This is a genomic window from Nocardia uniformis NBRC 13702 (assembly GCF_001613345.1).
Classification (GTDB): domain Bacteria; phylum Actinomycetota; class Actinomycetes; order Mycobacteriales; family Mycobacteriaceae; genus Nocardia; species Nocardia uniformis.
In genome coordinates this window covers 37,865-63,851 of sequence record NZ_BDCE01000064.1, presented here as the reverse complement: position 1 = coordinate 63,851, position 25,987 = coordinate 37,865, and the positions used below count along the sequence as shown (strand labels likewise).

Annotated in this window: 14 protein-coding genes; 5 read left to right on the top strand and 9 right to left on the bottom strand. The window is 67.4% G+C overall.

The genetic code is table 11. The features are described from left to right. The first annotated feature begins 106 nt into the window (after nucleotides 1-106). Nucleotides 107-1,246, top strand: a complete 1,140-nt coding sequence (gene dxr, locus NU1_RS22905; protein WP_067523966.1) for a 1-deoxy-D-xylulose-5-phosphate reductoisomerase — start codon at nucleotides 107-109, stop codon at nucleotides 1,244-1,246. 21 nt (nucleotides 1,247-1,267) lie between these two features. Continuing rightward, a complete protein-coding gene (locus tag NU1_RS22900) occupies nucleotides 1,268-2,476 on the top strand; it encodes a M50 family metallopeptidase (protein WP_067523961.1) in 1,209 nt (402 codons plus the stop codon). On the opposite strand, the gene NU1_RS22895 is transcribed toward NU1_RS22900, so the two are convergent. Further along, nucleotides 2,460-3,149, bottom strand: coding sequence for an endonuclease V (locus NU1_RS22895; RefSeq protein ID WP_067523960.1), 690 nt, complete (start codon nucleotides 3,147-3,149; stop codon nucleotides 2,460-2,462). The two genes, NU1_RS22900 and NU1_RS22895, sit on opposite strands and share 17 nt — an antisense overlap. 220 nt (nucleotides 3,150-3,369) lie before the next feature. Here NU1_RS22895 and ispG point away from each other — a divergent pair, with 220 nt between their 5' ends. The 3 genes from ispG to NU1_RS22880 all read left to right on the top strand — a co-directional run bounded on the left by ispG (nucleotide 3,370) and on the right by NU1_RS22880 (nucleotide 7,356). Further along, nucleotides 3,370-4,503, top strand: a complete 1,134-nt coding sequence (ispG, locus tag NU1_RS22890) for a flavodoxin-dependent (E)-4-hydroxy-3-methylbut-2-enyl-diphosphate synthase (protein ID WP_212761857.1) — start codon at nucleotides 3,370-3,372, stop codon at nucleotides 4,501-4,503. A gap of 115 nt (nucleotides 4,504-4,618) precedes the next feature. Next, complete coding sequence (locus NU1_RS22885) at nucleotides 4,619-5,485, top strand: GNAT family N-acetyltransferase (protein WP_245720259.1); 867 nt, start codon at nucleotides 4,619-4,621, stop codon at nucleotides 5,483-5,485. 80 nt (nucleotides 5,486-5,565) lie between these two features. Then, entirely contained in the window at nucleotides 5,566-7,356 is a 1,791-nt protein-coding gene (locus NU1_RS22880; protein ID WP_067523956.1) for a penicillin-binding transpeptidase domain-containing protein, read from the top strand. 12 nt (nucleotides 7,357-7,368) lie between these two features. Here the strand turns inward: NU1_RS22880 and NU1_RS22875 are convergent, their stop codons facing one another. The 8 genes from NU1_RS22875 to NU1_RS22840 all read right to left on the bottom strand — a co-directional run bounded on the left by NU1_RS22875 (nucleotide 7,369) and on the right by NU1_RS22840 (nucleotide 25,791). Beyond that, the gene (locus NU1_RS22875) at nucleotides 7,369-7,623 is read right to left on the bottom strand and encodes a hypothetical protein (protein WP_067523954.1); all 255 of its coding nucleotides are present in this window, start codon (nucleotides 7,621-7,623) and stop codon (nucleotides 7,369-7,371) included. A 236-nt stretch (nucleotides 7,624-7,859) separates the two neighbouring features. Beyond that, a complete protein-coding gene (locus tag NU1_RS22870; protein WP_245720258.1) occupies nucleotides 7,860-8,381 on the bottom strand; it encodes a peroxynitrite isomerase in 522 nt (173 codons plus the stop codon). Nucleotides 8,382-8,471: 90 nt separating this feature from the next. Beyond that, nucleotides 8,472-9,287: an ABC transporter permease gene (locus NU1_RS22865; RefSeq protein WP_067523952.1), complete on the bottom strand. Its 816-nt coding sequence runs from the start codon at nucleotides 9,285-9,287 to the stop codon at nucleotides 8,472-8,474. 1 nt (nucleotide 9,288) lies between these two features. Further along, nucleotides 9,289-10,107, bottom strand: coding sequence for an ABC transporter permease (locus NU1_RS22860; protein ID WP_067523946.1), 819 nt, complete (start codon nucleotides 10,105-10,107; stop codon nucleotides 9,289-9,291). Further along, nucleotides 10,104-11,087, bottom strand: a complete 984-nt coding sequence (locus NU1_RS22855; RefSeq protein WP_067523941.1) for a daunorubicin/doxorubicin resistance ABC transporter ATP-binding protein DrrA — start codon at nucleotides 11,085-11,087, stop codon at nucleotides 10,104-10,106. Before NU1_RS22855 ends, NU1_RS22860 begins: the two co-directional genes overlap by 4 nt. Next, nucleotides 11,084-24,310 (bottom strand): non-ribosomal peptide synthetase, encoded by a 13,227-nt coding sequence (locus NU1_RS22850; RefSeq protein ID WP_067523938.1) that lies wholly within the window; start codon nucleotides 24,308-24,310, stop codon nucleotides 11,084-11,086. The genes NU1_RS22855 and NU1_RS22850 overlap by 4 nt, the downstream gene beginning before the upstream one ends. A gap of 33 nt (nucleotides 24,311-24,343) precedes the next feature. Beyond that, nucleotides 24,344-24,826 carry an AMP-binding protein gene (locus NU1_RS22845; RefSeq protein ID WP_067524209.1) on the bottom strand — a complete coding sequence of 161 codons (483 nt, stop codon included), beginning with the start codon at nucleotides 24,824-24,826 and terminating at the stop codon, nucleotides 24,344-24,346. Between the two features lie 143 nt (nucleotides 24,827-24,969). Beyond that, nucleotides 24,970-25,791: a helix-turn-helix domain-containing protein gene (locus NU1_RS22840; RefSeq protein ID WP_245720257.1), complete on the bottom strand. Its 822-nt coding sequence runs from the start codon at nucleotides 25,789-25,791 to the stop codon at nucleotides 24,970-24,972. Nucleotides 25,792-25,987: the final 196 nt, after the last annotated feature.

The following is a 25,987-nucleotide window of genomic DNA, read 5'->3' as shown; positions in this document are numbered from 1 at the left end:
TGGCTCGATACGATTGCTGGTCAATATGGTGGCATACGACCGGTCGTCGTAGCCAGCAGGGTGGCGGCGTGGGGTATGGGAAATCGAGTCAGGAGACAATGGGCGCGTGTCCGACGTTGTGAAAGTTCTGCTGCTGGGCAGCACCGGTTCCATTGGCACCCAGGCCCTCGAGGTCATCGCGGCCAACCCCGATCGTTTCGAAGTGGTTGGTCTGGCCGCGCGCGGCGGCAATACCGAACTGCTGGCCCGCCAGATCGCCGAGACCGGTACCCGCAATGTGGCCGTTGCCGATGCGGCGGCGGCCGCGAAACTCGGTGTGGCGCTTGCCGGTCCGCATGCCGCGACCGAGCTGGTGCGGCGCACCGACGCCGATGTGGTGCTCAACGCACTGGTCGGCTCGCTCGGGCTGGAGCCGACCCTCGCCACCCTCGAATCCGGGCGGCGACTGGCGCTGGCCAATAAGGAATCTCTCGTCGCGGGCGGCTCCCTGGTGACTCGCGCCGCCGCGCCCGGCCAGATCGTGCCGGTGGATTCGGAGCATTCCGCGCTCGCGCAGTGCTTGCGCGGCGGCCGTGCCGAGGAGGTGGATCGGCTGGTGCTCACCGCCTCCGGGGGTCCGTTCCGCGGCTGGACCGCCGACATGCTCGAATCGGTGAATCCCGATGCGGCCAAGACCCATCCGACCTGGTCCATGGGACCGATGAACACCCTCAACTCGGCCAGCCTGGTGAACAAGGGCCTGGAGCTCATCGAGACGCATCTGCTCTTCGGCATCCCCTACGACCGCATCGACGTGACCGTGCATCCGCAGTCCATTGTGCATTCCATGGTCACCTTCACCGACGGCTCGACTCTCGCCCAGGCCAGTCCACCCGATATGAAGCTGCCCATCGCGCTCGCGCTGGGTTGGCCGGATCGGGTGCCGGGCGCGGCGGCGGCCTGCGATTTCTCGACCGCCTCGACGTGGACGTTCGAGCCCGTGGACAATACGGTGTTCCCGGCCGTCGAACTGGCGCGCCAGGCGGGTACGACGGGTGGATGTGTGACGGCGGTCTACAACGCCGCCAATGAAGTCGCCGTACAGGCATTCCTCGACGGCGTGATTCGTTTCCCGGACATCGTGCGCACGGTGGCCCGGGTGGTGGAGTCCGCCGACCGGTGGGCCGGGGAACCCAGTACTTTGGACGAGGTGCTCGCGGCGGATACGTGGGCGCGTGAGTGCGCCCGCACATTCGTGCGCGGCTAGCTAGGAGGGTTCGAAACCAGCATGGTTTACGCGATCGGGTTCGCGCTGTTCGCCCTCGGCATCACCTTGTCGGTCGCGCTGCACGAATGCGGCCATATGTGGGCCGCGCAGGCCACCGGGATGAAGGTGCGCCGGTACTTCGTGGGTTTCGGCCCGAGTGTGTTCTCGTTTCGCCGCGGCGAGACCGAATACGGTCTGAAAGCGCTGCCACTGGGCGGTTTCTGCGATATCGCGGGTATGACCGCCCTCGACGAGATCGCGCCGGAGGATCTGGACCGGGCCATGTACCGGCAGGCCACCTGGAAGCGTCTGTTCGTCATGTCCGGCGGCATCGCGATGAACTTCCTGCTCGGCTACATCCTCATTGTGATCCTCGCGGTCGGTTGGGGACTGCCGCATCTGACGCAGCCGCCGGAGACGCAGCTGGGGTCGATGAGCTGCGTGCGCACCGAGAACCCCGATAAGACATATCAGGACTGCACCGGTGACGGCCCCGCCCAGCGCGCCGGGCTGCAACGCGGCGACCTGGTGACCGCCGTCAACGGCACTCCCGTCGACAGCTGGGTCGAATTCAAGGAAGAGACCGAAAAGCAGACCGGCCCGTTCACCTACACGGTCGAGCGGGACGGCGAGACCCTGACGGTCCCCATCACCCCGGAACTGACGACGGTCTACCCGGAAAAGGGCGGCCAGCCCAAGACGGTCGCCAAAATCGGTGTCGGCCAGGACAGTTCGGGCCCGCCGGTCGAATACAGCTTCCCCGCCGCCCTCCCGGCGGCGGCCTCCTTCACCGGCGAGCTGGGCGTCCGCACCGTCGAATCCCTGGCGCAAATGCCCGCCAAGGTCTCGGCCCTCTGGGATGCCGTATGGGGGGACGGTGAACGCGACCCCGAAACCCCCGTCTCCGTCTACGGCGCCAGCCGCATCGGCGGCGAAACCGCGGAACGCGGCCTCTGGGGTCTGTTCATCCTGGTCCTGGCCAGCCTGAACTTCTTCCTGGGCATCTTCAACCTGCTGCCCCTGCTCCCACTCGACGGCGGCCACATCGCCGTGGTCATCTACGAGAAACTGCGCAACCTCTTCCGCAACCGCAAGGGCCTGCCCGACGGAGCCCCGGTCGACTACCTGAAACTCATGCCCGCCACCTACGTGGTGGTGGTCGTCGGCGGCGCGTACATGCTGCTGACCCTCGCCGCCGATATCGTCAACCCGGTCAATCTGTTCCCCTAGCCGAATTCTCGCGCAGCAGGTCACGGCACAGCCGGTCGGCGCGGCGCGTGGTTTCCGGCTGCCGAAATTCCGGGGTCAGCGACAGGACCTGCGCGCACGCGGTTTCCAGGTCGATCCGGTGCCCCACGGAGACGAAGACCGGTTTGACGTCGGTGCGGGTGCGCAGGGCGCGGCCCACCGGCTCGCCGTCGATAGTGATCTCGCTGGACGAGCCGCGTTCCCGGCCGGGTTCGGCGTAATCGCCCCAGGCGTTCTTCGCCACACCGAAGGTGGGGATATCGGTGAGCAGGCCCACATGGCACGCGAAGCCGAAGCGGCGCGGGTGGGCCAGGCCCTGACTGTCGCAGATCAGCAGATCCGGTGTGGTGGTGAGGGATTCGAGGGCCCGCAGGGTGGTGGGCAGCTCCCGGAAGGCCAGTAGGCCGGGGACATACGGAAAGTCGGTGGTGCCGCGGGCGGTGGCGGTACCGACTGTTTCGAGGGTGGTGGCATCGAGGACGACCACCACCGCCGCGACATTGCCGTCGTCGTCATAGGCGGAGTCGAGGCCCGCCACCGTACGGAACCGGGGCGGGGCGGGATTTTCCGTGCGGACCAGCGGGCGGAGGCGGTCCTGGAGGGCAATGGCCTGCTCCGGGGTACTCGGCCACGAATCAGGAATTCCAACCTTCAACTTCTTGCCCCTATACCTTCCCGGCCTCTGAAACGAATACCAATCGTAGGGCTCACTCGATTCGGCTCACTCGATTCACCGGGCGGTGACCAGGCGGCGTAGCCTTGTCGCCGCTGTCACAGAGCGGTCGGTACTCGAGCGTCGATAGACTCGAGACCGGAACGGGTGAGGACAAGACGAAAGTAGGCAGGCGATCGTGAGCAGTGCCATCGCATTGGGGATGCCGCCCGCACCGGCGGCCGTCCTCGCACCCCGGCGCAAGACCCGCCAACTGATGGTGGGCAAGGTTGGGGTCGGAAGCGATTCCCCCGTCTCGGTGCAGTCCATGACCACCACCAAAACCCACGACGTCAACGCCACGTTGCAGCAGATCGCGGAACTCACCGCATCCGGCTGCGACATCGTGCGCGTGGCGTGTCCGCGACAGGAAGACGCCGACGCCCTGGCCACCATCGCCAAGAAGTCGCCGATCCCGGTTATCGCCGATATCCACTTCCAGCCCCGCTATATCTTCGCCGCCATCGACGCGGGCTGTGCCGCGGTGCGCGTGAATCCCGGCAATATCAAGGAGTTCGACGGCCGCGTCGGCGAAGTCGCCAAGGCCGCCGGTGCCGCCGGTATCCCCATCCGCATCGGTGTGAACGCCGGTTCGCTCGATAAGCGCATGATGGCCAAGTACGGCAAGGCCACCCCCGAGGCCCTCGTCGAGTCGGCCCTGTGGGAGGCGAGCCTGTTCGAGGAGCACGGCTTCGGCGATATCAAGATCTCGGTCAAGCACAATGACCCGGTGATCATGGTGGAGGCCTACCGCCAGCTCGCCGCCGCCTGTGACTACCCGCTGCATCTCGGCGTCACCGAGGCCGGACCGGCCTTCCAGGGCACCATCAAATCCGCGACCGCCTTCGGCGCTCTGCTATCGGCGGGCATCGGCGACACCATCCGGGTCTCGTTGTCCGCGCCCCCGGTGGAGGAGGTGAAGGTCGGCAACCAGATCCTGCAGTCGCTGAACCTGCGCCCCCGCAAGCTCGAAATCGTTTCCTGCCCCTCGTGTGGCCGCGCCCAGGTGGACGTCTACACGCTCGCCGACGCCGTCAGCGCCGGACTCGAGGGTATGGAGGTGCCGCTGCGCGTCGCCGTCATGGGCTGTGTCGTCAATGGTCCGGGTGAGGCCCGCGAGGCCGATCTGGGTGTGGCCTCCGGTAATGGCAAGGGCCAGATCTTCGTCAAGGGTGAGGTCATCAAGACCGTTCCCGAGCACCTCATCGTCGAAACCCTCATCGAGGAGGCCATGCGCTTGGCCGAGGAGATGGGCGAACAGGCCGGTGCGGGCGAGCCGGTGGTAAACGTCAGCTGAGCACGTTCGCGCAGCGACGGTGTGTACCCGGGTCCGCTCCGAGTGAATCCGGGTGGACACTGCGCCTTTCCGCATACGCCCGGCACATTTTCAGAAGTCGTGGCAGGCTGTGAACGTGCGGACTGTGCTGGAGCCGACCCGTCGGACCAAGATTTCTGGCGCACGTCAACTCGCGAACCGCGATCTGACGCAGGTATTGCGCGTGCTCGACACCGATCCGGTGGCGAGCTGCATGGTGGCCGCCCGCCTCCAGGAATACGGTCTGGACGGACGCGGCAGCTACGGGGAACTGTGGAGCCGTGGCGGCCCGGACGCGTCATTGTGTTTCTCCGGCGCGAATCTGGTGCCGTTGCGCGGTACCCATGATGATCTGCGGGCGTTCGCCCAACGCGCCGCCCGGGGTCCGCGGGTGTGCTCATCGGTGGTGGGTCGCCGCGAACTCGCGCTACCGCTGTGGGAACTGCTCGCCGACCACTGGGGTCCGGCGCGCGAATTGCGTCCCGAACAACCGCTGTTGGCGCTCGAACGCACCGCCGCCGCCGCCGCACCCGATCTGCGGGTGCGCCGGGTGCGTCCGGAGGAGCTGGAGCCCTACCTGGCCGCCGCCATCGCCATGTTCACCGAGGAGATCGGCGTCGACCCGCGCGCGGGTGACGGTGGCCGCAGCTACCGTCGTCGCGTGTCCGCGCTCATCGAATCCGGCCGCGCCTGGGCACGTTTCGACGAGGGCGTGGTCGTGTACAAGGCCGAGGTGGGTTCGCTGTCCCGGCGCACCGGCCAGATCCAGGGCGTATGGGTACATCCGGAACGGCGTAGCGCGGGATTGGGCACGGCGGGTACGGCGGCGGTGGCGAATGCTGTGGTGGCGTCGGGACGGACCGCGAGCCTGTACGTGAATTCCTATAACGATGTCGCGCGTCGCGCCTACGCGAAGGTCGGATTCCGGCAAATCGCAACATTCGCGACAGTTTTGGTCGATTAGTCGCGATGTAGCACCGAAATCCGTTCCGGTGCAGTGTGTCCCCGCTGGTTTGCGGGAAGTTGCCCCTAGCATCGGTCCCGATGTCAACGCGCATACTGACCTTGCTTTTCGCCGCCGCGGTCACGATTGCCGCAGTCGGCTGCTCCTCGGGCCCGCAGCGCCCCGCGCTCGTCGCCGAGGCCTTCTTCGACGCGTTCGCCGGCCGTGACCTGGAAGCCGCCGCCAATATCACCAACCTGCCCGAGAGGGCAAGCACCGCACTGACTTCCGCCTGGCAGCAGCTCCAGGCCGAGGGTCTCGACGTGCGTTCCGGCGATACCCGGGTCACCGGCGATACCGCTACCGTCGACTACACCTACTCCTGGCGATTGCCGAAGGAGCGCGTCTGGACCTACCGGGGCCAGTTGCAGATGGGTCGCAGCGAGGGCCGTTGGACGGTGCGCTGGACCGCGTCCGATATCCATCCGCGCCTCGGTGATACCCAGACCCTCGAACTGCGCGCCACCCCCGCCCCGCGCGCCCGCGTCAACGAACGCTCCGGCAGCGATGTGCTGGTGCCCGGCACCGTGCACCGCGTGGTGTTCACCGTCGCCAAGGCCGCCGACCCGACCTATGTCGCGAATGCGATTGCCACCGCGCTGAATCCGATCACCCCGAAGCTCACCGGCACGGCGCTGCTGGCCGCCGCCCGCAAGGCCGACGGCGGCGCGTATCCGGTCGAGATCCTCACCGAATGGGAGTACAACCAGGTCGGCGGCGATTTGCTGGGCCTGCCCGGTGTCACGGTGTCGAGCGAGTGGGACATGGTGTCCACCGACCGCGATTTCGCGCCCGATCTGCTCACTCAGGTGCGCAAGACCATTATCGACGAGGTGGACGGTCGCGCCGGGTGGCGGGTGGTCACTCAGAACTCCAATGGCGCCGATATCGCGGTACTGCACGAGGTGGAACCGGAACCGGCCCCGTCGTTTTCGCTGAGTCTGGACCGCCACGTGCAGAATGCCGCCCAGCGCGCGGTGGACGCGCGCCCCGAGCAGGCCATGACGGTGGTGCTGCAACCGTCCACCGGTGCGATCCTGGCGGTGGCGCAGAACAGGGCGGCCGACCGGGACGGCCCGGTGGCCACCTCCGGTCTGTATCCGCCCGGCTCGACCTTCAAAACGATCACCGCCGCCGCCGCCATGAACGCGGGTATCGCCACCCCGGATACCGTGGTGCCCTGCCCGAGCCGAATCACCATTGGTGAGCGCACCATTCCCAACTACAACCTCTTCACCGTCGGCGATGTCCCCCTGGCCACCGCCTATGAGCGTTCCTGCAATACCGCCTTCGCCAAGATCTCCAGCCAATTGCCCTCCGACGCCCTGCATCTGGCCGCGGCGCAGCTGGGTATCGGCCCGGATTACACGGTGGCCGGACTGCCCACGGTGTCGGGCCAGGTCCCGGAGTCCAAGACGGCGGTGCAGCGCGCGGAGGACGGTATCGGTCAGGGCAAGGTGGTGGTCAGTCCGTTCGGTATGGCCTTGGTCGCGGCGACCATCGCGAACGGCGCGGCCCCCGTGCCGTATCTGATCTCCGGTCACAACACCACCGTCGACGGGCAGCGCCCGGCCGCCGACTCCGAGGTGATCGACGGTCTGCGCATGATGATGCGCAAGGTGGTGCTGGGAGGTACCGCGGAACGGATCGCCGATATGGGCGAGGTCTACGGCAAGACGGGCGAGGCCGAGGTGGAGGGTGGTTCGCACTCGTGGTTCATCGGCTATCGCGGGGATATGGCGTTCGCCACCCTGCTCGTGAAGGCCGGTAGTTCGGACAATGCGGTGGCGGTCACCAGGGAAATGCTGACCGCGCTTCCTGCGGGTTACTGACGTCCGCGAGGGTCAGCGGCGGGTACCCGAGGTCGGCAGGATCCCACGGTCCGATGTCTGAATGCCGTAGCGGCCGGAGGCGAGCTTCACGCACGCGGCGGGCTGGAGCGCGCCGCTGTCGGATTGGATCACATAGTGTTGCTGCTGTTGGGAGAGGTTCCGCATGGCGGGGGGTGGGCCGGATTCATCACCGAGAAGTTCGGTGGCTCCGGTACCGGCCAGGATTATCCCGGCCGTGGCAACCAGCAGAAGGGCCGAACGCTGCATAACCAACTCCCTATGTGGAGCGAGTGTGGGGACCCGAACGGTCTGTTTCGGTAAACCGGAACTGCTATGAGACTTGGCTGACTGTTTGCCGCCGAAACAAACGTTAGAGCGCGCTGATTCACCGCACAACCCAGGAGTGCGCCCCTGCACACCCCTCGCGACGCGGTGATGCAGGTCACATACGTAAAAGTCGGTTTTCGAAAAGTTCGAGAATTCTTCTGTCCGAAACGTCGCGTTCAGTTCTCGCGACGCAGGGTTGCCGCCAGATGGTGCTGCAGGGGCTGATCGACCGCGGCCATCCGCAGGGTGTAGTCGAGGGTGTCACCCGACAGCGCGATCGAGCGACCCAGCGCGGTCACCGATTTGGCGCTGCTGCTGCGACCGATGGTGGTGGAGTCGAGTTCGATGCGCAGGGCCGCGCCGTCGGCGACCAGGCTGCCCTCGCAGATCTCGGTGATACCGGTCGGGTGGGCCAGGATCAATTCGATGCGGTCGGGGCCATTGGGGCGCAGGTAGCCGGTTTCGGCGTGCATGGGGCGACTGCCGTCGGCGGCGCGGGTGCGCTGCCGGTAGGTGAGGAAGGGGCGGCCGACATGACCGAAGTGCACTTCCTCCAGATAGTCGAACGACGGGATGGTCGGATACTCACCGTGTCCACTGCCGCGCCAGGTGCCCAGGAGTGGGGCGAGGTGGGCGATATCGGGATGGGGCGCGGCGGCAGGCTGGGAGTCGAGCACGGCGGCCAGCATAGTGCGCATGGGCGGTCGTGGAGCGCTCTCGACGCGCCCGGTCCGGAGTTATTCGGGTAAGGGGTCTGGATTGGGGTATTTGCCGGTCTCCGTCTGCGTTCAGCGGCGGCTGGCGCGGCGGTAGCCGATGGCGGCGGGGATGGCGAAGACCACGATGGCGCCGAGCGACCACATGAGGGTGAGGGTGAGCGGATGCGCCAGTGGCCCGCCCTGCGACAGGGCGCGCATGGTGTCGACGGCCACCGACATGGGCTGGTTGCGCACGATGGGCTGGATCCACTCCGGATAGGCGAGCAGGGGAACGAATCCGGTGCTGAAGAACATGAGCAGTGACGTGACGATGGTGATGGCCTCCACCAGCCCGGAGCTGGCGGTGAAGACGGCGACGGCGATGACCAGGGTGGCGAAGGACAACCCGAACAGCACCGGCAGCAGGAAGAAGACGATGGTGGCCAGCGGCCCCTGCTGGAAGCGGAAGCCGAGCAGCATGCCGAAGCCGATGATCACCACGGTGCCGCCGAAGATGCGACAGCCCTCGGCGATGATGCGGGCGGCCAGGCCGGAGCCCCGGTGGACGGGCAGCACCCAGAAGCGCGCCAGCAGGCCCGCGGCGCGTTCGCGGCCCAGCATGACCCCGCTGGCGATACAGCCCGAGAGTGCGCCCACCAGTGCCACCATCGGTACCGAGCCGTAGAGGGCGTCGCTGCCGGTGAACTTCTGGATGGGGCTGCCCACCACGATATCGAGCATGAGCAGCAGCAGGCACGGGATGATCAGGGTTTCCAGCAGCGTGACCGGATCGCGTACCCAGCGCAGCAGCAGCCGCTGCACCTGAATCCAGGTGTGGCGCACCAGGGCGATCGGTGAGGTCTCGGATTCGCGGACGACCGTGGGCTCGGGCATGGAGATGCTCATGTCAGCCCTTCCTCCGGTTGATACGTATGGTCAGCAGGATCGACACCGCGATAATGGCCACGATCCACAGCAGCGGTGGCGTCATGACCGACCAGGTGACCGCGCCGGCATTGCCCCGGGTATCCCCGGCGAGGGCGCGCAGCCCGTACGCGAATTGTGAGACCGGTTGATTGCGGACGAAACCCTGTACCCACTGCGGGAATTGGCCGGCCGGTGCCAATCCGGTGGAGAGCATGCCGAGAATGAGCGGCGGCAGTACCAGCAGCTGGGTGGTGGCTTCGGGACTCTTCGACATGGAACCGATGACGTCGGCCCCGAGGCAGAAGGCAATGCCGATGAGCAGGGCGAGCGCGATGAAGCCGAGGGTGTGCAGGGCGTCGAGACGGAATCGGAAGCCGATGGCATGGGTGGCGATCAGCGCGGCGGTCAGGGCGACGAGCAGCCGGAAGATATTGCCGGACATCCGTGCTGCGGTGGGTACCAGGGGATTCATCGGCATGGCGTCGAAGCGTTTATCGAGTCCGGATACCGCGTCGGTGGCGGCGCGGAAGGCGGCGGAGATGGCCGCGAACGAGGCCGCCTGCAACATGACGATGGGTGCCATGAATTGGGCGTAGCTACTGAATCCCGTGCCGGCGAACGTCATTATGCGATTGAGCGGAATGTAGAAGCTGGCGGTGAACACAATCGGTGCGAACACCATATTGAGGATGTCGCCGCTCTTGATGGCGGGCACGATGAGCCGGACACTCAGCACCCACCACTGCTGCACGGTGGAGGGCGTGGCGCGGATATTGGTCAACCAGACGGCGGCGGTCACGACGGGTCCTGCCCATCGGCGAGATGTCCGGTGAGATTGAGGAATACGTCGTCGAGGGACGGACGGCGCAGCGCGATATCGACGAGTTCTATTCCGGCGGTATCGAGTCGGCGCAGCGCCTCGGCGAGGGATTTCGCGCCGTCGGGCGCCGGAATGGCGAGGCGGTCCGAATCACCGGTCAGCGCCAGGCGATTGGCGTCGGGTACCAGTGAGCCGAGGGCATTGACGATGGCGGGGAGGTCCTCGAGGCGTAGTGGCACGATTTCGCAATAGCTGCCGCCGGTACGGGATTTGAGTTGATCGGCGGTGCCGTCGGCTATGACGACGCCGTGGTCGATGACAATAATGCGATCACAGAGGGCGTCGGCCTCCTCCAGATACTGGGTGGTGAGCAGGGTGGTGATGCCGTGTTTGCGGAAGCCGCCGACGAGATCCCACACCCCTTGGCGGCTACGGGGATCCAGGCCGGTGGTGGGTTCGTCGAGGAAGACCACCTCGGGCCGCACGACGAGTCCGCAGGCGATATCGATGCGGCGGCGCATACCGCCGGAATAGGTGCCGACCCGGCGTTTGGCGGCGGCGTCGAGGTCGAATTCGTCGAGGAGTTCGGCCGCGCGGGCGCGGGCGGCGCGTTTGCGCAAACCCATGAGCCGCCCGAACATGACCAGGTTCTCGTAGCCGGTCAGGGCATCATCGAGCGCCGCGAACTGTCCGGTGAGCATGATGGACCGCCGCACCGCCGCCGCGTCGGCGACCACATCGTGTCCGGCGACCGTGGCCCGGCCGGCGTCGGGGGCGATGAGGGTGGACAGAATATTCACGGTCGTCGTCTTACCCGCGCCATTGGGCCCGAGGATGCCGAGTACTTCTCCGGGTGCGGCCTTGAAGTCGATGCCGCGCAACGCTTTCACCGCGCCGAAGGATTTCTCGACGCCGTCGACGACGACACCGCCGCCGATCGTATCGCCGTCGATACTCATGGCCTGCCTCCCAAATGGTGGTCGAGGACGCGGGCGATGGCCGCCAACGCGTGTGGTGCGGTCAGTTCGTCATGGGTGACATCGATATCGTGGGTGGTGATATCTCCGGTGATGTAGGGTCGCCAGCCGTCGGGACCGAAGATCTCCGAGGAGTCCACGGTGGCATTGAAATACAGTGCGTCGCCGTGGAATACGGGGCGCCGGTAACCGGTGCGGGTACGGGCGGCGGAGTTGTAGGAGTCCGCCATGCGCTGCAGGGTGCCCGCGTCCACGAGCGATACGCCGCCCATCCGCTCGCGAATGAGGTCGGCTGCCTCCTGTGCGGTGCTGTCGGCCGGGATGTCGGTCATCCCGAAGGCGTGGCCGAAGGTGGCGATAAAGGTTCCGGCACTGAGCTTCTCGATACTGTCGCCGTCGATATCGGCAGTATCGGCATCGAGTAGGGCGAGCACGCCGAGTTCGGCTCCTGCGGCTTCGAGGCGGGTGGCGACGGCGTGGGCGATCAAACCGCCGAAGGACCAGCCGAGGAGGTGGTACGGACCCTCGGGTTGCAGGCGACGGATTTCGTGGACATAGCGCCCGGCGAACTCGTCGATACTGCGGGCAGCGGCTCCGCCGGACAGATCGGGGGCTTGCAGGCCGTAGATGGGGCGGCCGGATTTCAGGGCGTCGGCGAGGCCGAGGTAGGTCCAGGCAATGCCGGAGGACGGGTGGATGCAGAACAGGGCGGATTCGGTGCCGTCGGGCCGGATGGGAAGGACAATGTCCAACCCGAGACCTGGTGTCGAATCAGACTGGGCGGCAGCCGATTCGGTGATTGCCGCCAGTTCGGCGAGATGGCGGGTCTCCGCGTCGGCGGCTTCGTGGGCCGCCGGGGTGTCGGCGAATGCCGCCGCTGCCGTGAGTGCGTCGGTCCACAGCCGCGCCAAGGTGGTCACCGCGTCGGTGTCGAGGAGGGTTTCGGGATAGGAGAAGCTCGCCCGCATGCGGTCGCCCATGACCACCGCATTGATTTCGAGCTCGGCGGTAACCGGCACATCGGGGTGTTCGGTGGCGTGCAGGTCGCCGAATTCGTCGGTGGGCAGCCAGCCGATCCCTTCCAATCCGGCGGGAATATCCGCGGCGGCGTAGCGGCCGAGATAGTTGAAGCCGATGCGGCCGGGGATCCGCGCCGGGAGTTGGTGTGCTGTCTCGGGATTGAGGTAACGCAGCATGCCGAAGCCCATGCCCTTATCGGGTACCGCGAGCAACTGGTGCTTGACCGTACGAATGGCCGAACCCATGGCGGCACCGCCACCGAGGGCGTCGTCGATATCGATCTCGGGCAGACCGAGTCGGATCGGGTACACGCTGGTGAACCAGCCGACGGTGCGAGACAGATCCGCACCCGGCACGATCTCCTGCTGGCGTCCGTGTCCCTCCATCCGAATGAGTACGGCGGGTTCCGTGGTCGGCCGCCAGCGCAGGACGGCGAGTCCGAGCGCGGCGAGGAGAGCATCCTCGATACCGCCATCGAACAGGGCGGGCAGTGTGGTCAGCAGAGCGGTGGTAACCGCTTCCGGCACTTCGATATCGACCATTCTCGTAGCCGCGACGCGATCCACGGCCGGATCGAGTTCACGGGTACCGATGGGTGGGTCGGGGGTGTCGGCGATATCGCGCCAGTAGTCGAGTTCGGCGACCCGCCCATCGCGATGGGCTTCCGCGGTGAGCGCGTGCGCCCACCGACGCATGGAGGTACCCGGCTCGGACAGCACGGGCGTCGCACCGGCCGAGACCTGTGCCCAGGCGGCCATCAGATCCGGAATCAGAATGCGCCAGGAGACGCCGTCGATGACGAGATGGTGGGCCACCACGATGAGGCGTCCGGCTCGGGAGCCCGGACCGACGGGATCGAACCAGACCAGTTGCAGTCCGATACCGCGTGCCGGATCGAGGCGGTCGAGCGCCGAATCGACCTCGGTGACCGCGTATTCGCGCAGTTCGACGGTATCGGCATCGGCGCTGAATTCGATGCGGTGCACGAGCGCGTCCACCTCGACGGTGCCGGGCTCGCCCGTCAGCAACCGCCAGTCGCCGTCCTCCGGGATCAGTCGCGCCCGCAGCATGTCGTGGCGGTCCACGACGGCGGCGACGGTGGCGACGAGTTGTTCGCGGGTAATGCCGCTCGGCAGCTCCAGCACGGCGGTTTGCGCGAAGCGGCGGAAGTCGCCGCCGCGCTGAGTCATCCACCGCACGATCGGGGGGAGCGGCATATCGCCGACACCGCCACCGGGCAGCTCCTCCAGCACGATCGCTTCCTCGGCGGCATCGGCCAGCGCGGCCAGGGCGGCGACGGTGCGATGTTCGAAGACCTGCAGTGGGGACAGTTCCAGTCCGCGCAGCCGGGCACGCGATACCAATTGAATGGCCAGAATGCTGTCGCCGCCGAGCGCGAAGAAGGAATCGTGGACACCCACCCGGTCGCGGCCGAGCAGTTCGGCGACGATCTCGGCGAGGGCCGCCTCGCTGGGAGTGCCGGGGGCGCGGTATTCGGTATCGGCCTGGAATACCGGTTCCGGCAGTGCCTTTCGATCGAGTTTGCCGACGGCATTGAGCGGGACCCGGTCGAGCAGGACAAAGGCGGACGGCACCATATAGCCCGGCAGCGAGTCGGCCGCATGGGCGCGCAGCGCCGCCAGGTCGAAATCGACGCCGGGCGTCGGCAGAATATACGCGGCGAGCGCGGTGGCTCCGCCGGGCCCTGGAACACCCAGTGTCACCGCGAATTCGACGTCGTCGGCCCGCCCGAGTACGGCGTCTATCTCACCGAGTTCGATGCGCTGACCGCGGACCTTCACCTGGAAGTCGGTGCGGCCCAAATACTCCAGGCGCGGGTCGGCGAGCGCCCCGACCCAGCGCACCAGATCCCCGGTGCGATACAGCCGATCTCCGGGCGCGCCATAGGGATCGGCCACGAACCGCGCGGCGGTGAGCGCGGGGCGCGCGTGATAGCCCCGAGCCAGCGCCCGCCCCGCCAGATACAGTTCTCCGGCGACGCCCCTCGGAACCGGCCGCAGCCGCTCGTCGAGGACCAGTGCGCCGGCTCCGCGGATCGGGCCGCCGATGGTGACCGGGGCATCGGCCCGCAGCGGTTCGGAAGCCGTTGCCCAGATGGTGAATTCGGTCGGTCCGTACAGGTTGATCAGCGTGCGTCCGGGTGACCAGCGTTCGACCAGTTCCGCGCTGATGGCCTCACCCGCGACCGCCAGTACCCGTACGCTCGATACCGCCGCCGGATCCATGGTGGCCAGCGCCGACGGTGTGATGACCAGGTGGGTGACCTGCTGCCCCGCTATGAGATCGGTGAGCGCCGCCCCGCCGAAGGTCTCCGGCGGCGCCACCACGGCGGCCGCACCGAATCCGAAGGCCATCAGTGCCTCGAAGGCGGAGGCGTCGAAACTCGGTGAGGCGACCTGAAGAACCCGCGCGTCCTCATCCAGGCCGAGCAATTCCCGCTGGGCCGCGACCAGGTCGGCGATGCCGCGGTGGGATACCGAGACGCCCTTGGGGGTGCCGGTCGATCCGGAGGTGTAGATGAGCCAGGCCGGATGGTCCGGATGCGCGGACCACACCCGCCCACCGCCATCGGCGGACCAGTCCACCGGGGTATCCAGCAGCAGCCAGGTGGTGGCGTCGGGCAGCAGCGGTCGCTGCTCGGTGGTGGTGAGGCCGAGGGCCGCGCCGGAGTCGGCCAGCATATGTTCGATGCGGTCGAGGGGATGGCGGGGGTCTATCGGCAGGAAGGCCGCGCCGGTTTTTGCCACCGCCCAGATGGCGGTGAGCAGCTCCACGCCACGGGAGAGCGCCAGGGCGACAATTCTTTCCGGGCCGATTCCGCGCTCGGCGAGCCGGTCGGCGAGCAGGTCCGAATCGGCATCGAGTTCGGCGTAGGTACGGGTCCGGCCGTCGACGATAGTGGCCGGGCGATCGGGGTACGCGGCGGCAGTGGCCGCGAAAACCTCCGCCAGGGTCATGGTCGCGGTGGAATGCGGTCCGGGCACCGGTACCAGCGCGGCTCGTTCGGTGTCGTCGAGCAGATCGATATCCGCGAGCCGGATATCGGGGTCCGCGACAATCGCGGCGAGGATGCGTCGCCAGCGGGTGGCCAGCCGCGCGGCGGTGGCTTCGTCGAACAGGTCGGTGGCATAGGTGAGCACACCGTCGACCCCGGCCGGTGCGCTGCCCGACACCTGTTCGCGCAGGTCGAGGGTGAGATCGAACTGCGAGACGTCACGGTCGACGGGTTCGACCTCTACCCGCAGATTCGGGAACTCCAGCACCGGTGCGGTGAAGTTCTGCAGTGACAGCGATACCTGGAAAATCGGTGAGTGCGCGGTGGAGCGGGCGGGTTCGAGTACCTGGACGAGGCGCTCGAACGGCACCTGCGCGTGAGCGAAGGCATCGAGATCGGTGCTACGCACGTCGGTGAGGAATTCGCGGAATACGCTGCCGGGATCGACATTCGTGCGCAGTGCCAGGGTATTGACGAACATCCCGACAATGTCATCGAGGGCCTCGTCGCCGCGCCCGGCGACGGCGGTGCCGATCACCACATCCGAGGTTCCGGCCAGCCGCCCGAGCAGGACCGCGAGGGTGGCGTGCAGGACCATGAACAGGCTGGTGTCGGTCGCGGCCGCCAATGCCGTGAGTGCGGCATGGGTTTCGGCGTCGAGTGCGAACGGCAGATCGGCGCTGCGCATGGACTGCACCGCCGGGCGCGGCCGGTCGGCGGGCAGTTCGAGCACGTTGGGCACCCCGGCGAGTCGTTCCCGCCAGAAGCTGATCTGTTGGGCGGCAAGAGAGTGCGGGTCGGATTCGTCGCCCAGCAGTTCGCGCTGCCAGATGGCGTAATCGGCGTACTGGACTCGCAGTGGCGATAGCGCGAAGTCGGTACCGGAGGCGCGCGCCAGATACGCCGCCATCAGATCGGTGGCGAGCGGAGCCATGGATGCCCCGTCCGCGCTGATGTGGTGGACCACGAGCACCACGACATGTGCGGTCGCCGAGATTCGGTACAGCCCCACCCGCAAGGGTGATTCCCGGGTGAGATCGAAACCGGTTCCGGCGAGCTCCGCCATTCGGCTACGCAGTGGCGCACCGTCTTCGGACTCGATCACCCGCAACTCGGGCACGGTGGAATCGACGCCCATTACCACCTGGCGCGGCCCCTCGGCGTCGGCCGGGTAGATGGTGCGCAGTGTTTCGTGCCGGGTCACCACATCCCGCACGGCCCCGCGCAGCGCGTCCACGTCGAGTGCGCCCGTGAGCCGGAGCGGCGCGATGATGTTGTAGGCCGCCGAGTCGGGGTCGAGGCGATTGAGCACCCACATGCGCTGTTGCGCCGGTGACAGGGGCACCCGATCGGGCCGGATTCGCGGTGCCGGCGCCGGTCGCCCCGGTGTGGTGCGGTCGGCCGGGACAATGCGGGTGGACAGCTGCGCCACGGTGGGCGCGTCGAACAGATCACGCAGGGCGACAGTGGATCCGAGCGCAGCATTGACCCGCGCCACCACCTTGGTGGCGCTGAGCGAATTGCCGCCGAGTTCGAAGAAGGATCGGTCGATACCGACCCGATCGGAGCCGAGGACCTCCGCGAAGACCTCGGCCACCGCGGCTTCCACCGGGGTGCGCGGTGCGAGGTAACGCTGCTGCAGAACACTGAAATCCGGTTCCGGCAGTGCATTTCGATCCAGCTTGCCGACGGGGGTCAGCGGCACCTCGTCGAGTTCGATGAGGTAGCTGGGCACCATATAGCCGGGCAGCGCCGCCGCCACCCGCGTGCGCAGGTCCTCGGTATCGAGGTGGTGCCGAACCGCCGCCGTGCTCACCACATAGGAGATGAGTACGGTTTCGCCGCTAGGCCCCGGCAGTCCCACCGTGGCCGCGTATTCCACCTGGTCGTCGGCGGCCAGTACCGCGTCGATCTCACCGAGTTCGATCCGCAAACCGCGAATCTTGACCTGGAAGTCACTGCGCCCCAGGTATTCCAGCTCCAGCGCCACCCCGTCGGCACCCTTGACCTCCACCCAGCGCACCATGTCGCCGGTGCGGTACATCCGAACACCTGGCGCACCATAGGGATTGGCGACGAAACGGGCCGCGGTCAGTGCGAATCGATTGAAGTAACCGCGCGCCAGCTGCGGTCCCGCCAGGTAGAGTTCGCCGGTGATACCGAGCGGGACCGGGCGCAGCCAGGTGTCGAGCACCATGGCTCCGGCTCCCAGCACGGGTGCGCCGATGGTGATCATTTCCCCGGCGCGCAGTTCCCCAGGCCCGGTCGCCCAGATGCTGAATTCGGTGGGGCCGTACAGGTTCACCATGCGTCGGTTCGCCGACCAGGCCGCCACTACCTCGGATCCGACGGCCTCGCCCGCCACCGACAGGCACCGCAGGTCGGGCAGATCGCGCGGGCTCATGGTGGCCAGTACCGAGGGCGTGATCACGGCGTGCGTCACCCGCTCGGTACGCAGCAGTTCCTCCAGGGCGCTGCCGCCGTAGACGTCCGGTGGGGACAGCACCAGGCGGCCGCCCATGCCGTGCGCCATGAGCAATTCGTGGACAGAGGCGTCGAAGCTGGGGGAGGCCACCTGCAGGGCGCTCGCGGTCTCGTCGAGATCGAGTGAGTGCTGCTGGGTGGCAACGAGATTCGCCAGCCCGCGGTGGCTGAGCAGCACCGCCTTGGGCTTGCCGGTGGAGCCGGAGGTGTAGATCAGGTACGCGGTCTGTCCGAGCGTGATGGGTCCACCGCGCTCGGCATCGGTAATAGGCGCGTCGGAGACGGTCATCACCCGGCGAATGGTGTTGAGGTCGTCGAGCAGCAGCCAGTCGATGGTGCCGGGCAGGGTGTCACCGACCTCGCAGACGGTGACGCCGATGGGTGCGCGCGAATCGGTGAGAATATGTTCGATGCGCTCCACCGGATAGTTGGGGTCCAGCGGCAGGAAGGCCGCGCCGGTTTTGGCGAGCGCCCACACCGCCACCACCGATTCCACCGAGCGGGTCAGGGCCAGCACCACGAACACTTCCCGGCCGACGCCCCGGCGCAGCAGTACCCGCGCGAACCGGTTGGACCAGGCGTCGAGATCCCGGTAGGTCATGGTCAGATGCCCCGCGCTCACCGCGATGGCGTCCGGGTCGATGCGCGCGCCTCCGGCGAGGATATCGGGCAGGGTGCGCATGGGTACGGGGTCGCCGCCGCGCACCGGCAGCAGTGCGCGCCGTTCGGTCGGGTCGCAGTGCTGCACGTGCGCGATCCGGCGGTCCGGGTAGTCGGCCAGCTGTTCCAACAGGAGTACGAAGCGGTCGAGTAGTTGCCGGGCCGCCGCCTCGGACAGGTGGTCGGACATGAACTTCACGGCGATGCACAGCGATTCCGAGCCATCGTCTCCGCGCTGCGGAATCACCATGAGATTCAACGGGTATGGGGTGGCGTCCGTACCGGCGACGTCGAGAATGCGCATGCCCGCGATATCCAGTGCCTGCGAGAGAGCTTCCCGGTCGAGTGGGTAGGACTCGAAAACGGTGAGGGTGTCGAATAATTCGGGCATCCCGACGGCCTGATGGATGGCGGCCAGCCCGATATGTTGATGATCCAGCAGCCGAGTCTGTTCGGTCTGCATCCGGGTCAGCAGTCCGGCAACCCTTTCGGCGGGGTCGAGCCGTACCCGCACCGGCAGGGTATTGATGAACAGGCCGATCATTTCCTCGACCCCACCCAGTTGCGGCGGTCGCCCGGAGACGGTGCCGCCGAACACCACATCGGTGCGGCCGGTGAGCATGGACAGCAGCAGCCCCCACGCCGCTTGGACGGCGGTATTGACCGTCGCGTCCGCGCCGCGCGCGGTGGTTTCCAGGCGCGACAGCGCGTCGGCGCTGAAATCCTTTGTCACCATGCCGGATTCGGTGGAGGAGATATCCGCGAGGGTGGGAACGGCGCGGGTCGGCCCGTCCACTCCGGCGAGGGCCTCGGTCCACGCGCCGAGTGCGGCGGCGTCGTCGCGGTCATCGAGCCAGGCCAGGAATTCGCGATAGGAGTGCACCGGCGGCAGGGTGATGGTCTGTCCGGTGACGGCCGCGAGGTATCCGGCGAGCAGTTCCCGCACCAGCAGGGGTGTGGACCAGCCGTCGAGGATGAGGTGGTGGTTGGTCATGAGCAGCGTGTACGCCTCGGTACCGGTGCGAATCAGGCTGAAGCGCAACAGTGGCGGCCGGGCGAGGTCGAAGCGGGTGCCCGCGTCCACGGCAATCAGGCGTTCCAGTTCCCGCTGCCGCTCGGCGGTATTCGCGAAGTGGGTGAGATCGACCTCGTGCCAGGCGATCTCGGCGCCGCCGAGCACCAATTGCCATGGTCCGTCGGATGTTTCGGTGAAGGCCGCGCGCAGCCCGTCGTGCCTGTCCAGTAGTGCCTGTGCGGACGTGCGCAAGACGGTGGCGTCGACCCGACCGGCCAGGGACAGCTTGGTCTGGACCGTGTAACCGTCGGCCGTGTCACTGTCGTAGCGGGCGTGGAAGAGCAGCCCGTATTGCAGCGGGGACAGCGGCCACACATCGCTGAGCTTGGGGTATTCGCGCTCCCACTCCTCGATCTGCGACCCGGACACCGCCACCAGCGCGAAATCCGACGGGGTGTGCCCACCGGAACCGTCCCGCCGGGCGTGGGCGGTCAGGGCGGTCAATGCCCGCGCCCACAGCCCCGCCAGTTCCCGCACCTGAACCTCGGAGAGGATGCGCGAGGCGTAGGCCCACGTCACCTCGAGTCCGGTATCGGTGTGCAGGGCATTGATATCGACGACCGCCGCCAGGGGTGCGCGGTCGTCCTGGGTGGCGGCGAAACGGCGTGGCAGCCAGGGGCCTTCGGTACCAGCACCGGTACGTCCGAGGTAGTTGAAGCTCACCTTCGGAGTGGGGGCATCGGCCAGTGCGGCGGCCGTGTCCGGATTCAGATAGCGCAGCATGCCGAAGCCCACACCCTTATCGGGAATGGCCCGCAGCTGTTCCTTGACCGCCTTCAAGACCGCACCGGCCGCCGGACCGCCGTCGATGGCCTCATCGAGATCGATTCCGGTGAGGTCGAGCGCCACCGGATACACACTGGTGAACCACCCCACGGTGCGGGAGAGATCCGCGCCGGGCAGCACGCTGTCCTCGCGCCCGTGTCCCTCGAGGGTGAACCGGGCTTCGCTGTGACCGCGCCAGTGCGCCGTCGCCAGGGCGAGCGCGGCCAGCAGGGCGTCGTCGGCTCCGCAGTGGAAGCGTGCGGGTATGAGTTCCAGTGCGGCGGACGCTGTCTCGGCGTCGATGCTGGTGCTCACCCGCGCCATGGTTTCCGCGGTATCGACGTCCGGGTCGAGGTCGCGAATGCCGATGTTCGGATCGGGCGTGGCCAGCATGCGCTGCCACACCGGCAGTTCTGTCGTCCGTGCGGCGGCCTGTTCCACCTGCCCGTGCGCCCAGCGCCGGAAGGAGGTGCCGACCTGCGGCAGGGTGCCGCCCGACCATGCGATCGCCAGGTCCGGCAGGAGAATGCGCCAGGAAACCCCGTCCACGACCAGGTGATGCAGGACCACCCACAGCCGTGGTGCGGCCTCCTCGCGTTCCATGAGTACGAATCGGGCCACCATTCCGGCGGCAGGGTCGAGCAGATCGGCGGCGCGTTGCAATTCGGCCTCGCCGTCGGCGTCCGCCGCGAGGGTGACCGTGTCGATCAGCGCCGCCGCTTCCACCAGTCCGGGCGCGCTGACCAGCCACTCCCACTCGGCGGCCGGGGTGGCAGAGTCAGCCGGGGCGGTCGAGGGAGCCGGGGCCGCGGAACCCGCTTCGGCCTTCGGGATGCGGCGAGCGAGCGTGCTGCGCAACAGGTCATGTCGATCCAGCAGCGCCTGCACCGCCGTCACCAGCGCGGCCCGGTCGATATCGGCGGGCAGATCGATGAGGACGGCCTGCGCGAAGCGCGGCCAGGTATCGCCCTGTTCGAGCATGTCGTACACGATCGGGGTGAGCGGCACCGAACCGCTGCCACCACCGGGCAGTTCACGCACCTGCGGTGCGGTCACCTCGGTCGCCACAGCGGCCAGCCCGGCGACCGTCTTGTGCTCGAACACATCTCGCGCCCGCAGTCCGAGTCCGGCCGTCTTGGCCCGGGCCACCAATTGAATGGCGACAATGCTGTCGCCGCCGAGGGCGAAGAAGTTGTCGTCCGCGCCGATCTCGTCGTGGCCCAGGACATCGGCGAAGACCGCCGCCAGCGTCTTCTCCTGCGGGGTGGCGGGTGCCCGCCCGGTGCGGAGGCGGGTGCCGAAATCCGGTGTGGGCAGGGCCCGTCGGTCCACCTTGCCCGCCGGAGTGAGCGGCAGCGTATCCAGAACCAGCACGGCCGATGGCACCATGTAGGCGGGAAGGTGCTGTGCGACGGTCGCTTTCACTGCCTCCGGATCGACGGCCGAACCCGTCGCCGCGAGTACATAGGTCACCAGTGCGGTTGCCCCGGCCGGTGTGGTCGCGCCGACGGTGATCGCCATCTCGACCCCGGGATGCCGCGATATCGCCGCATCCACCTCGCCGAGTTCGATCCGGAACCCGCGCACCTTCACCTGGGTGTCGCCGCGCCCGACGTATTCCAGGTGCTTTCCGCCCCTCCCGCGCCGCCAGCGCACCAGATCGCCGGTGCGGTACATGCGCTCGCCCGCAGCGAACGGATTGGCCACGAAACGTCCCGCGGTGAGCCCGATGCGCTGGTGGTAGCCGCGCGCCAGGCCCGGCCCGCCGAGGTACAGCTCGCCGGTGACCCCGTGCGGCACCGGCCGCAGCCACGGATCCAGGACGACAGCCGTCACCCCGCGCGCGGGTCTGCCGATATCGATCGGATCACCGGGTACGAGTGCTGAACTCAGAGTTGCGGTGACGGTGGTCTCGGTGGGGCCGTAGCCGTTCAGGACGCAGCGTCCGGCCCAGCGTGCGGCCAGTTCGGGCGGGCAGGCCTCACCGCCGACCACCACGGTGCGCAAGCGGGGCAGGGTGCGGGGATCGAGTGAACCGGCCACCGCCGGAGTCACATTCAGGTGCGTGACCTCGAGTGAACGCAGCACTCTGGCCAGGTCCTCGCCCGCGTAGGCGGCGGGCGGCACCACGGCCACGGTCGCACCCGCCCCGAAGGCCACGAGGAGTTCCTCCACGGAGATATCGAAGCTCGGCGATACCGCGTGTGCCATCACCGCGTCCACACCGACCCCGAAGGCCGCCCCGGATCCGGTCACCAGATTCGACAGCCCCCGGTGGGTCACCCCGACGCCCTTGGGCAGACCGGTGGAACCGGAGGTATAGATCAGATACGCGAGCTGGTCGGCGCGCACCGGCGCGCGCCGGTCCGCATCGGTTATCGGAGCGGGATCGCTCGCGTCGAGGGCGTTCTCGGTGTCCGGGGTGTCGAGGACCAGCCACCGCACCCGGTCCGGCAGCGCCGGGCGCGCGGCGGCCACGGTGACGCCGACAACCACGCCGCTATCGGTGATCATGTGCTCGATGCGGTCGGTGGGGTAATCCGGATCGACGGGTACGAACGCGGCACCCGTCCGTGCCACCGCGCACATGGCGAGTACCGACTCCACCGAACGGGGAATCGATAGCGCCACGGTGCGTTCGGGCCCCGCGCCGGCGGCGATCAGCACCCGGGCCAGCCGATGGACGTAGTCACCCGTATCCCGATAGCTGAGGACGGTGCCACGCCCGCGAATGGCCATGGCCGCGGGGTTCTTCGCCGCTCCGGCATCGAGAATCTCGGGCAGGGTGCGCACCCGGGCTCCGGATCGGCCACGCGCCGGAGTGATATCCCGCTCCTCGTCCGCCAGCACGGCCAGCGCCGCCAGCCGTCCCTGCGGCCCCGCGCCCAGGAACGCGTGCAGGAACCGCAGGAATCGCTCGTGCAGTGCGGCCAATTCCTCCTCGCCGTAACGGTTCGGATTGGCCTGGAAATCGATATGGGTGCTCTCGCCGCCCACGCCGGGATAGACATTGACGAACAGATCCTCGATGAGCCCGGAGGTCAGCACATGGAGCCGACCGGTCACGCCACCGAGTCGAATTCGGCTGTCGACCAGCATGAGATTCACGGTCGGCCCGAATGAGCCGACCTCGTCCATGGACCAGCCCAGGTCTCGGACAATATCCTCTTGGCGGTAGCGCTGCCGTCGCAGCGCCGCCGTGAGCTCACCCTGGGTGGCGCGCACCAGATCACCCACGGTCAGCGTCGGTGTCTGCCGCAGGCGCAGCGGCACCACATTGGCCATCATGCCGCCGGAGCGGCGCAGGACGGCGGTGGTGCGGCCCGAAACCGGCAGGCTCAGGACGATCTCCGGCGCACCCGTCATGGCGTTCAGGAAGGCCGCGAAGGCGGCGACGATCAGGGGCGCGGCACTCGATGACAGTTGCGTGGCCATCGTGGCCAGCCGCGCGGCCGTCTCTGCCGGCAGCGACCGGCTCAGCAGCCGCGGATGTGCGTCCACCGCACCGCTGTGTCGGCCCAACTGCACGGGTTCGGCCATTCCGGCGAGATGTTCGCGCCAGTACTCCCGATCGGCCTGCAGCCGTTCCGAATTACGGTATGCCGCATCGGCTTCCACGATTCCGCGCAGATGCTCGGCCTTGCTCGCCGGAATCTCGCGACCATTGACGGCCGCATTGTAGATCTCGGAGGTGCGCCCGAGCATGGTCAGCGCGCCCACGCCGTCGAGGGCGATGTGGTGGAAGCGCGAATACCAGAACCAGCGGTCCTCGCTCACGCGCAGCATGGCGACCGTGCACAGCCGGTCGCGCAGCGGATCCAGCGGCGCGGTGTACTCGGCGTGCATCCAGTCGTGTGCCGCGGCCTCCGGATCGGGTGCGGCGCGCAGGTCGATCGTCTCGATGGGATCGTCGAGTGCCGTATCGACGACCTGATACGGCACGTCGTCGATCTCGATCAATCGCAGATAGCCGGTGCCGAACTCCCGTCCGGCCTGCCGAGCCGCCTCCGCCAGCAGGTGAATATCCACCGCACCGACGAATTCGACATACTGGGCAATCGAGACGGGGGTGTCCCCGGCGAGGTGCTGGGCGAACCAGATGCCGCGTTGCGCGGAGGAGAGCGGAAACGCGGCATCGGATCCGGTGGCGGCGGGGGACAGGGCGGCGGTTGAGCTCGGAAGCATGAACAGTCCTGCGTGCTGGAGATTGACGGCGGGTCAGCTCGCCATCCGCGCCGTCTGTCGTTCCGCGTCGGTAATCGGCGCGTCGGAGCCGGTCAGGTACTGCACCAGCGTGGAACGCTCGTCCAGTACCAGCCAGCGAGTGGCGGTGTCGGCCCGGAGGATCTGGGGCAACCGCTCGCGGCCTTCCTTGGTGGTCACTACGAAATCGGCGCGCGCTATGGTGTCGGTGGAACCGAGCGGGGCCGGGGTAGCGCCGGTTTTGGCAATGGCCGAGCGGGCGACCATAGCCTCGAGCTGCGGGGTCCCCACAATGGCGACCCGGGCGCCGGGGTGGGCCCCGAGCCGCAGCAGCATGCGCGCCATACGGTTCGACCAGCGATCCAGTTCGGCATAGCTCAGCTCGCAGTCGGCGGTGGCCGTCGCAATGGCGGCAGGATCGTTCTGAGCAGCAAGCGGTTCTGCCGCGCTCGGCCGGAGTGCGACAAGAGTGGCAGACGATTCGATCGGCTTGCACATGAGTATCATCCTCGGAAGTGGTGATCTGTGTTGCTGTTCGGGATGTATCCCAGAGTCGTCGCTTCTGGTTCGATCCGACAGCAACCTCAGTGCGGGGGATCACCTCTCCGAGGGTGGGGGTATGCGCACCCCAGGGTTATTGCTCAGGTCAGGGAAGCCCGCAGCTCGGCAATGGTTTGCAAGATCATTTCCTCGGAGTTCCTCGGGCTCAGCGCCACCGCGCGCAGCTGATCGAACATGACGCCGTAGCGCCGAATCTCGTTATGTCCCTCGATGATCTCGTCGCTGGCGATGCCTTCGACGTACACCAGTTCCGGGTCGATGGGATTGCGGAAGTCCAGCAGTACGAACGAACCCGCCATGCCCGGGTGGGCGCCCGCGTCGAAGGGCAGCAGCTGCAGGATGACATTGCGCCGGTCGGCCTCGTCCAGCAGTCGCTGCAACTGCTCGATCATTACCGCCGGGCCACCGACCATGCGCCGGATCACGCACTCGTCCAGCACCACCCAGAGTTCGAGCGGCTCCTCCTTGGTGAGCACCTTGGCGCGCTCGACCCGGGCCTGGACGCGTTGGCCGCGCACATCGTCGGAGAGCTTCGGCATATTCGTCTGCATGATCGCGTCGGCGTACGCCTCGGTCTGTAGCAGTCCGGGAATGTAGCTGGCCTGGAAGAACCGGGCCGAGAGGGCTTCGGCTTCGAAGTTGATGTACGCGCCGTACACCTCGCCCACGGCGGCCTCGAAGGGCCGCGCCATGCCGGGTTTGAGCGCATCCGTCAGCAGCTGCAAGGCGTCTGAACGCTGGGGCTCGCCGATGCCGTAGAGATCCAACATGGCTGTCAGCGTGCGGCGTTGCGGACGCGCCTGGGCGGTCTCGATGCGGTAGAGAGTAGTCACGTTGATTCCGGTCTTACCGCTGACCTCTTCCTTGCTGAGGCCCGAGTGTTCGCGCAGTTCCTGCAGCATGGCTGCGAGTCTGCGCAAACGAACGGTCAACACGGTGCGCTTGCCTGCCATGACAACCCTTTCGCTTAGCGCACTAGTTAGAACGCAGTATTGCGTTCTTGCATTTGTAAGAGCATGATCCAGCTAGCCTAGTTCTAGTTCGACTTCTAGTACGCCGATCCGCTGACCGGTTATAGCTGAAATCCGGAGACCAATC

Coding starts and splice junctions, on each gene's coding strand:
- NU1_RS22900 (WP_067523961.1), top strand. CDS start 1,268: ATGGTTTACGCGATCGGGTTCGCGCTGTTCGCCCTCGGCATCACCTTG.
- NU1_RS22845 (WP_067524209.1), bottom strand. CDS start 24,826: ATGTGCAAGCCGATCGAATCGTCTGCCACTCTTGTCGCACTCCGGCCG.
- NU1_RS22840 (WP_245720257.1), bottom strand. CDS start 25,791: ATGCTGCAGGAACTGCGCGAACACTCGGGCCTCAGCAAGGAAGAGGTC.
- NU1_RS22855 (WP_067523941.1), bottom strand. CDS start 11,087: ATGAGTATCGACGGCGATACGATCGGCGGCGGTGTCGTCGTCGACGGC.
- NU1_RS22850 (WP_067523938.1), bottom strand. CDS start 24,310: ATGCTTCCGAGCTCAACCGCCGCCCTGTCCCCCGCCGCCACCGGATCC.
- NU1_RS22880 (WP_067523956.1), top strand. CDS start 5,566: ATGTCAACGCGCATACTGACCTTGCTTTTCGCCGCCGCGGTCACGATT.
- ispG (WP_212761857.1), top strand. CDS start 3,370: ATGCCGCCCGCACCGGCGGCCGTCCTCGCACCCCGGCGCAAGACCCGC.
- NU1_RS22865 (WP_067523952.1), bottom strand. CDS start 9,287: ATGAGCATCTCCATGCCCGAGCCCACGGTCGTCCGCGAATCCGAGACC.
- NU1_RS22870 (WP_245720258.1), bottom strand. CDS start 8,381: ATGCGCACTATGCTGGCCGCCGTGCTCGACTCCCAGCCTGCCGCCGCG.
- NU1_RS22875 (WP_067523954.1), bottom strand. CDS start 7,623: ATGCAGCGTTCGGCCCTTCTGCTGGTTGCCACGGCCGGGATAATCCTG.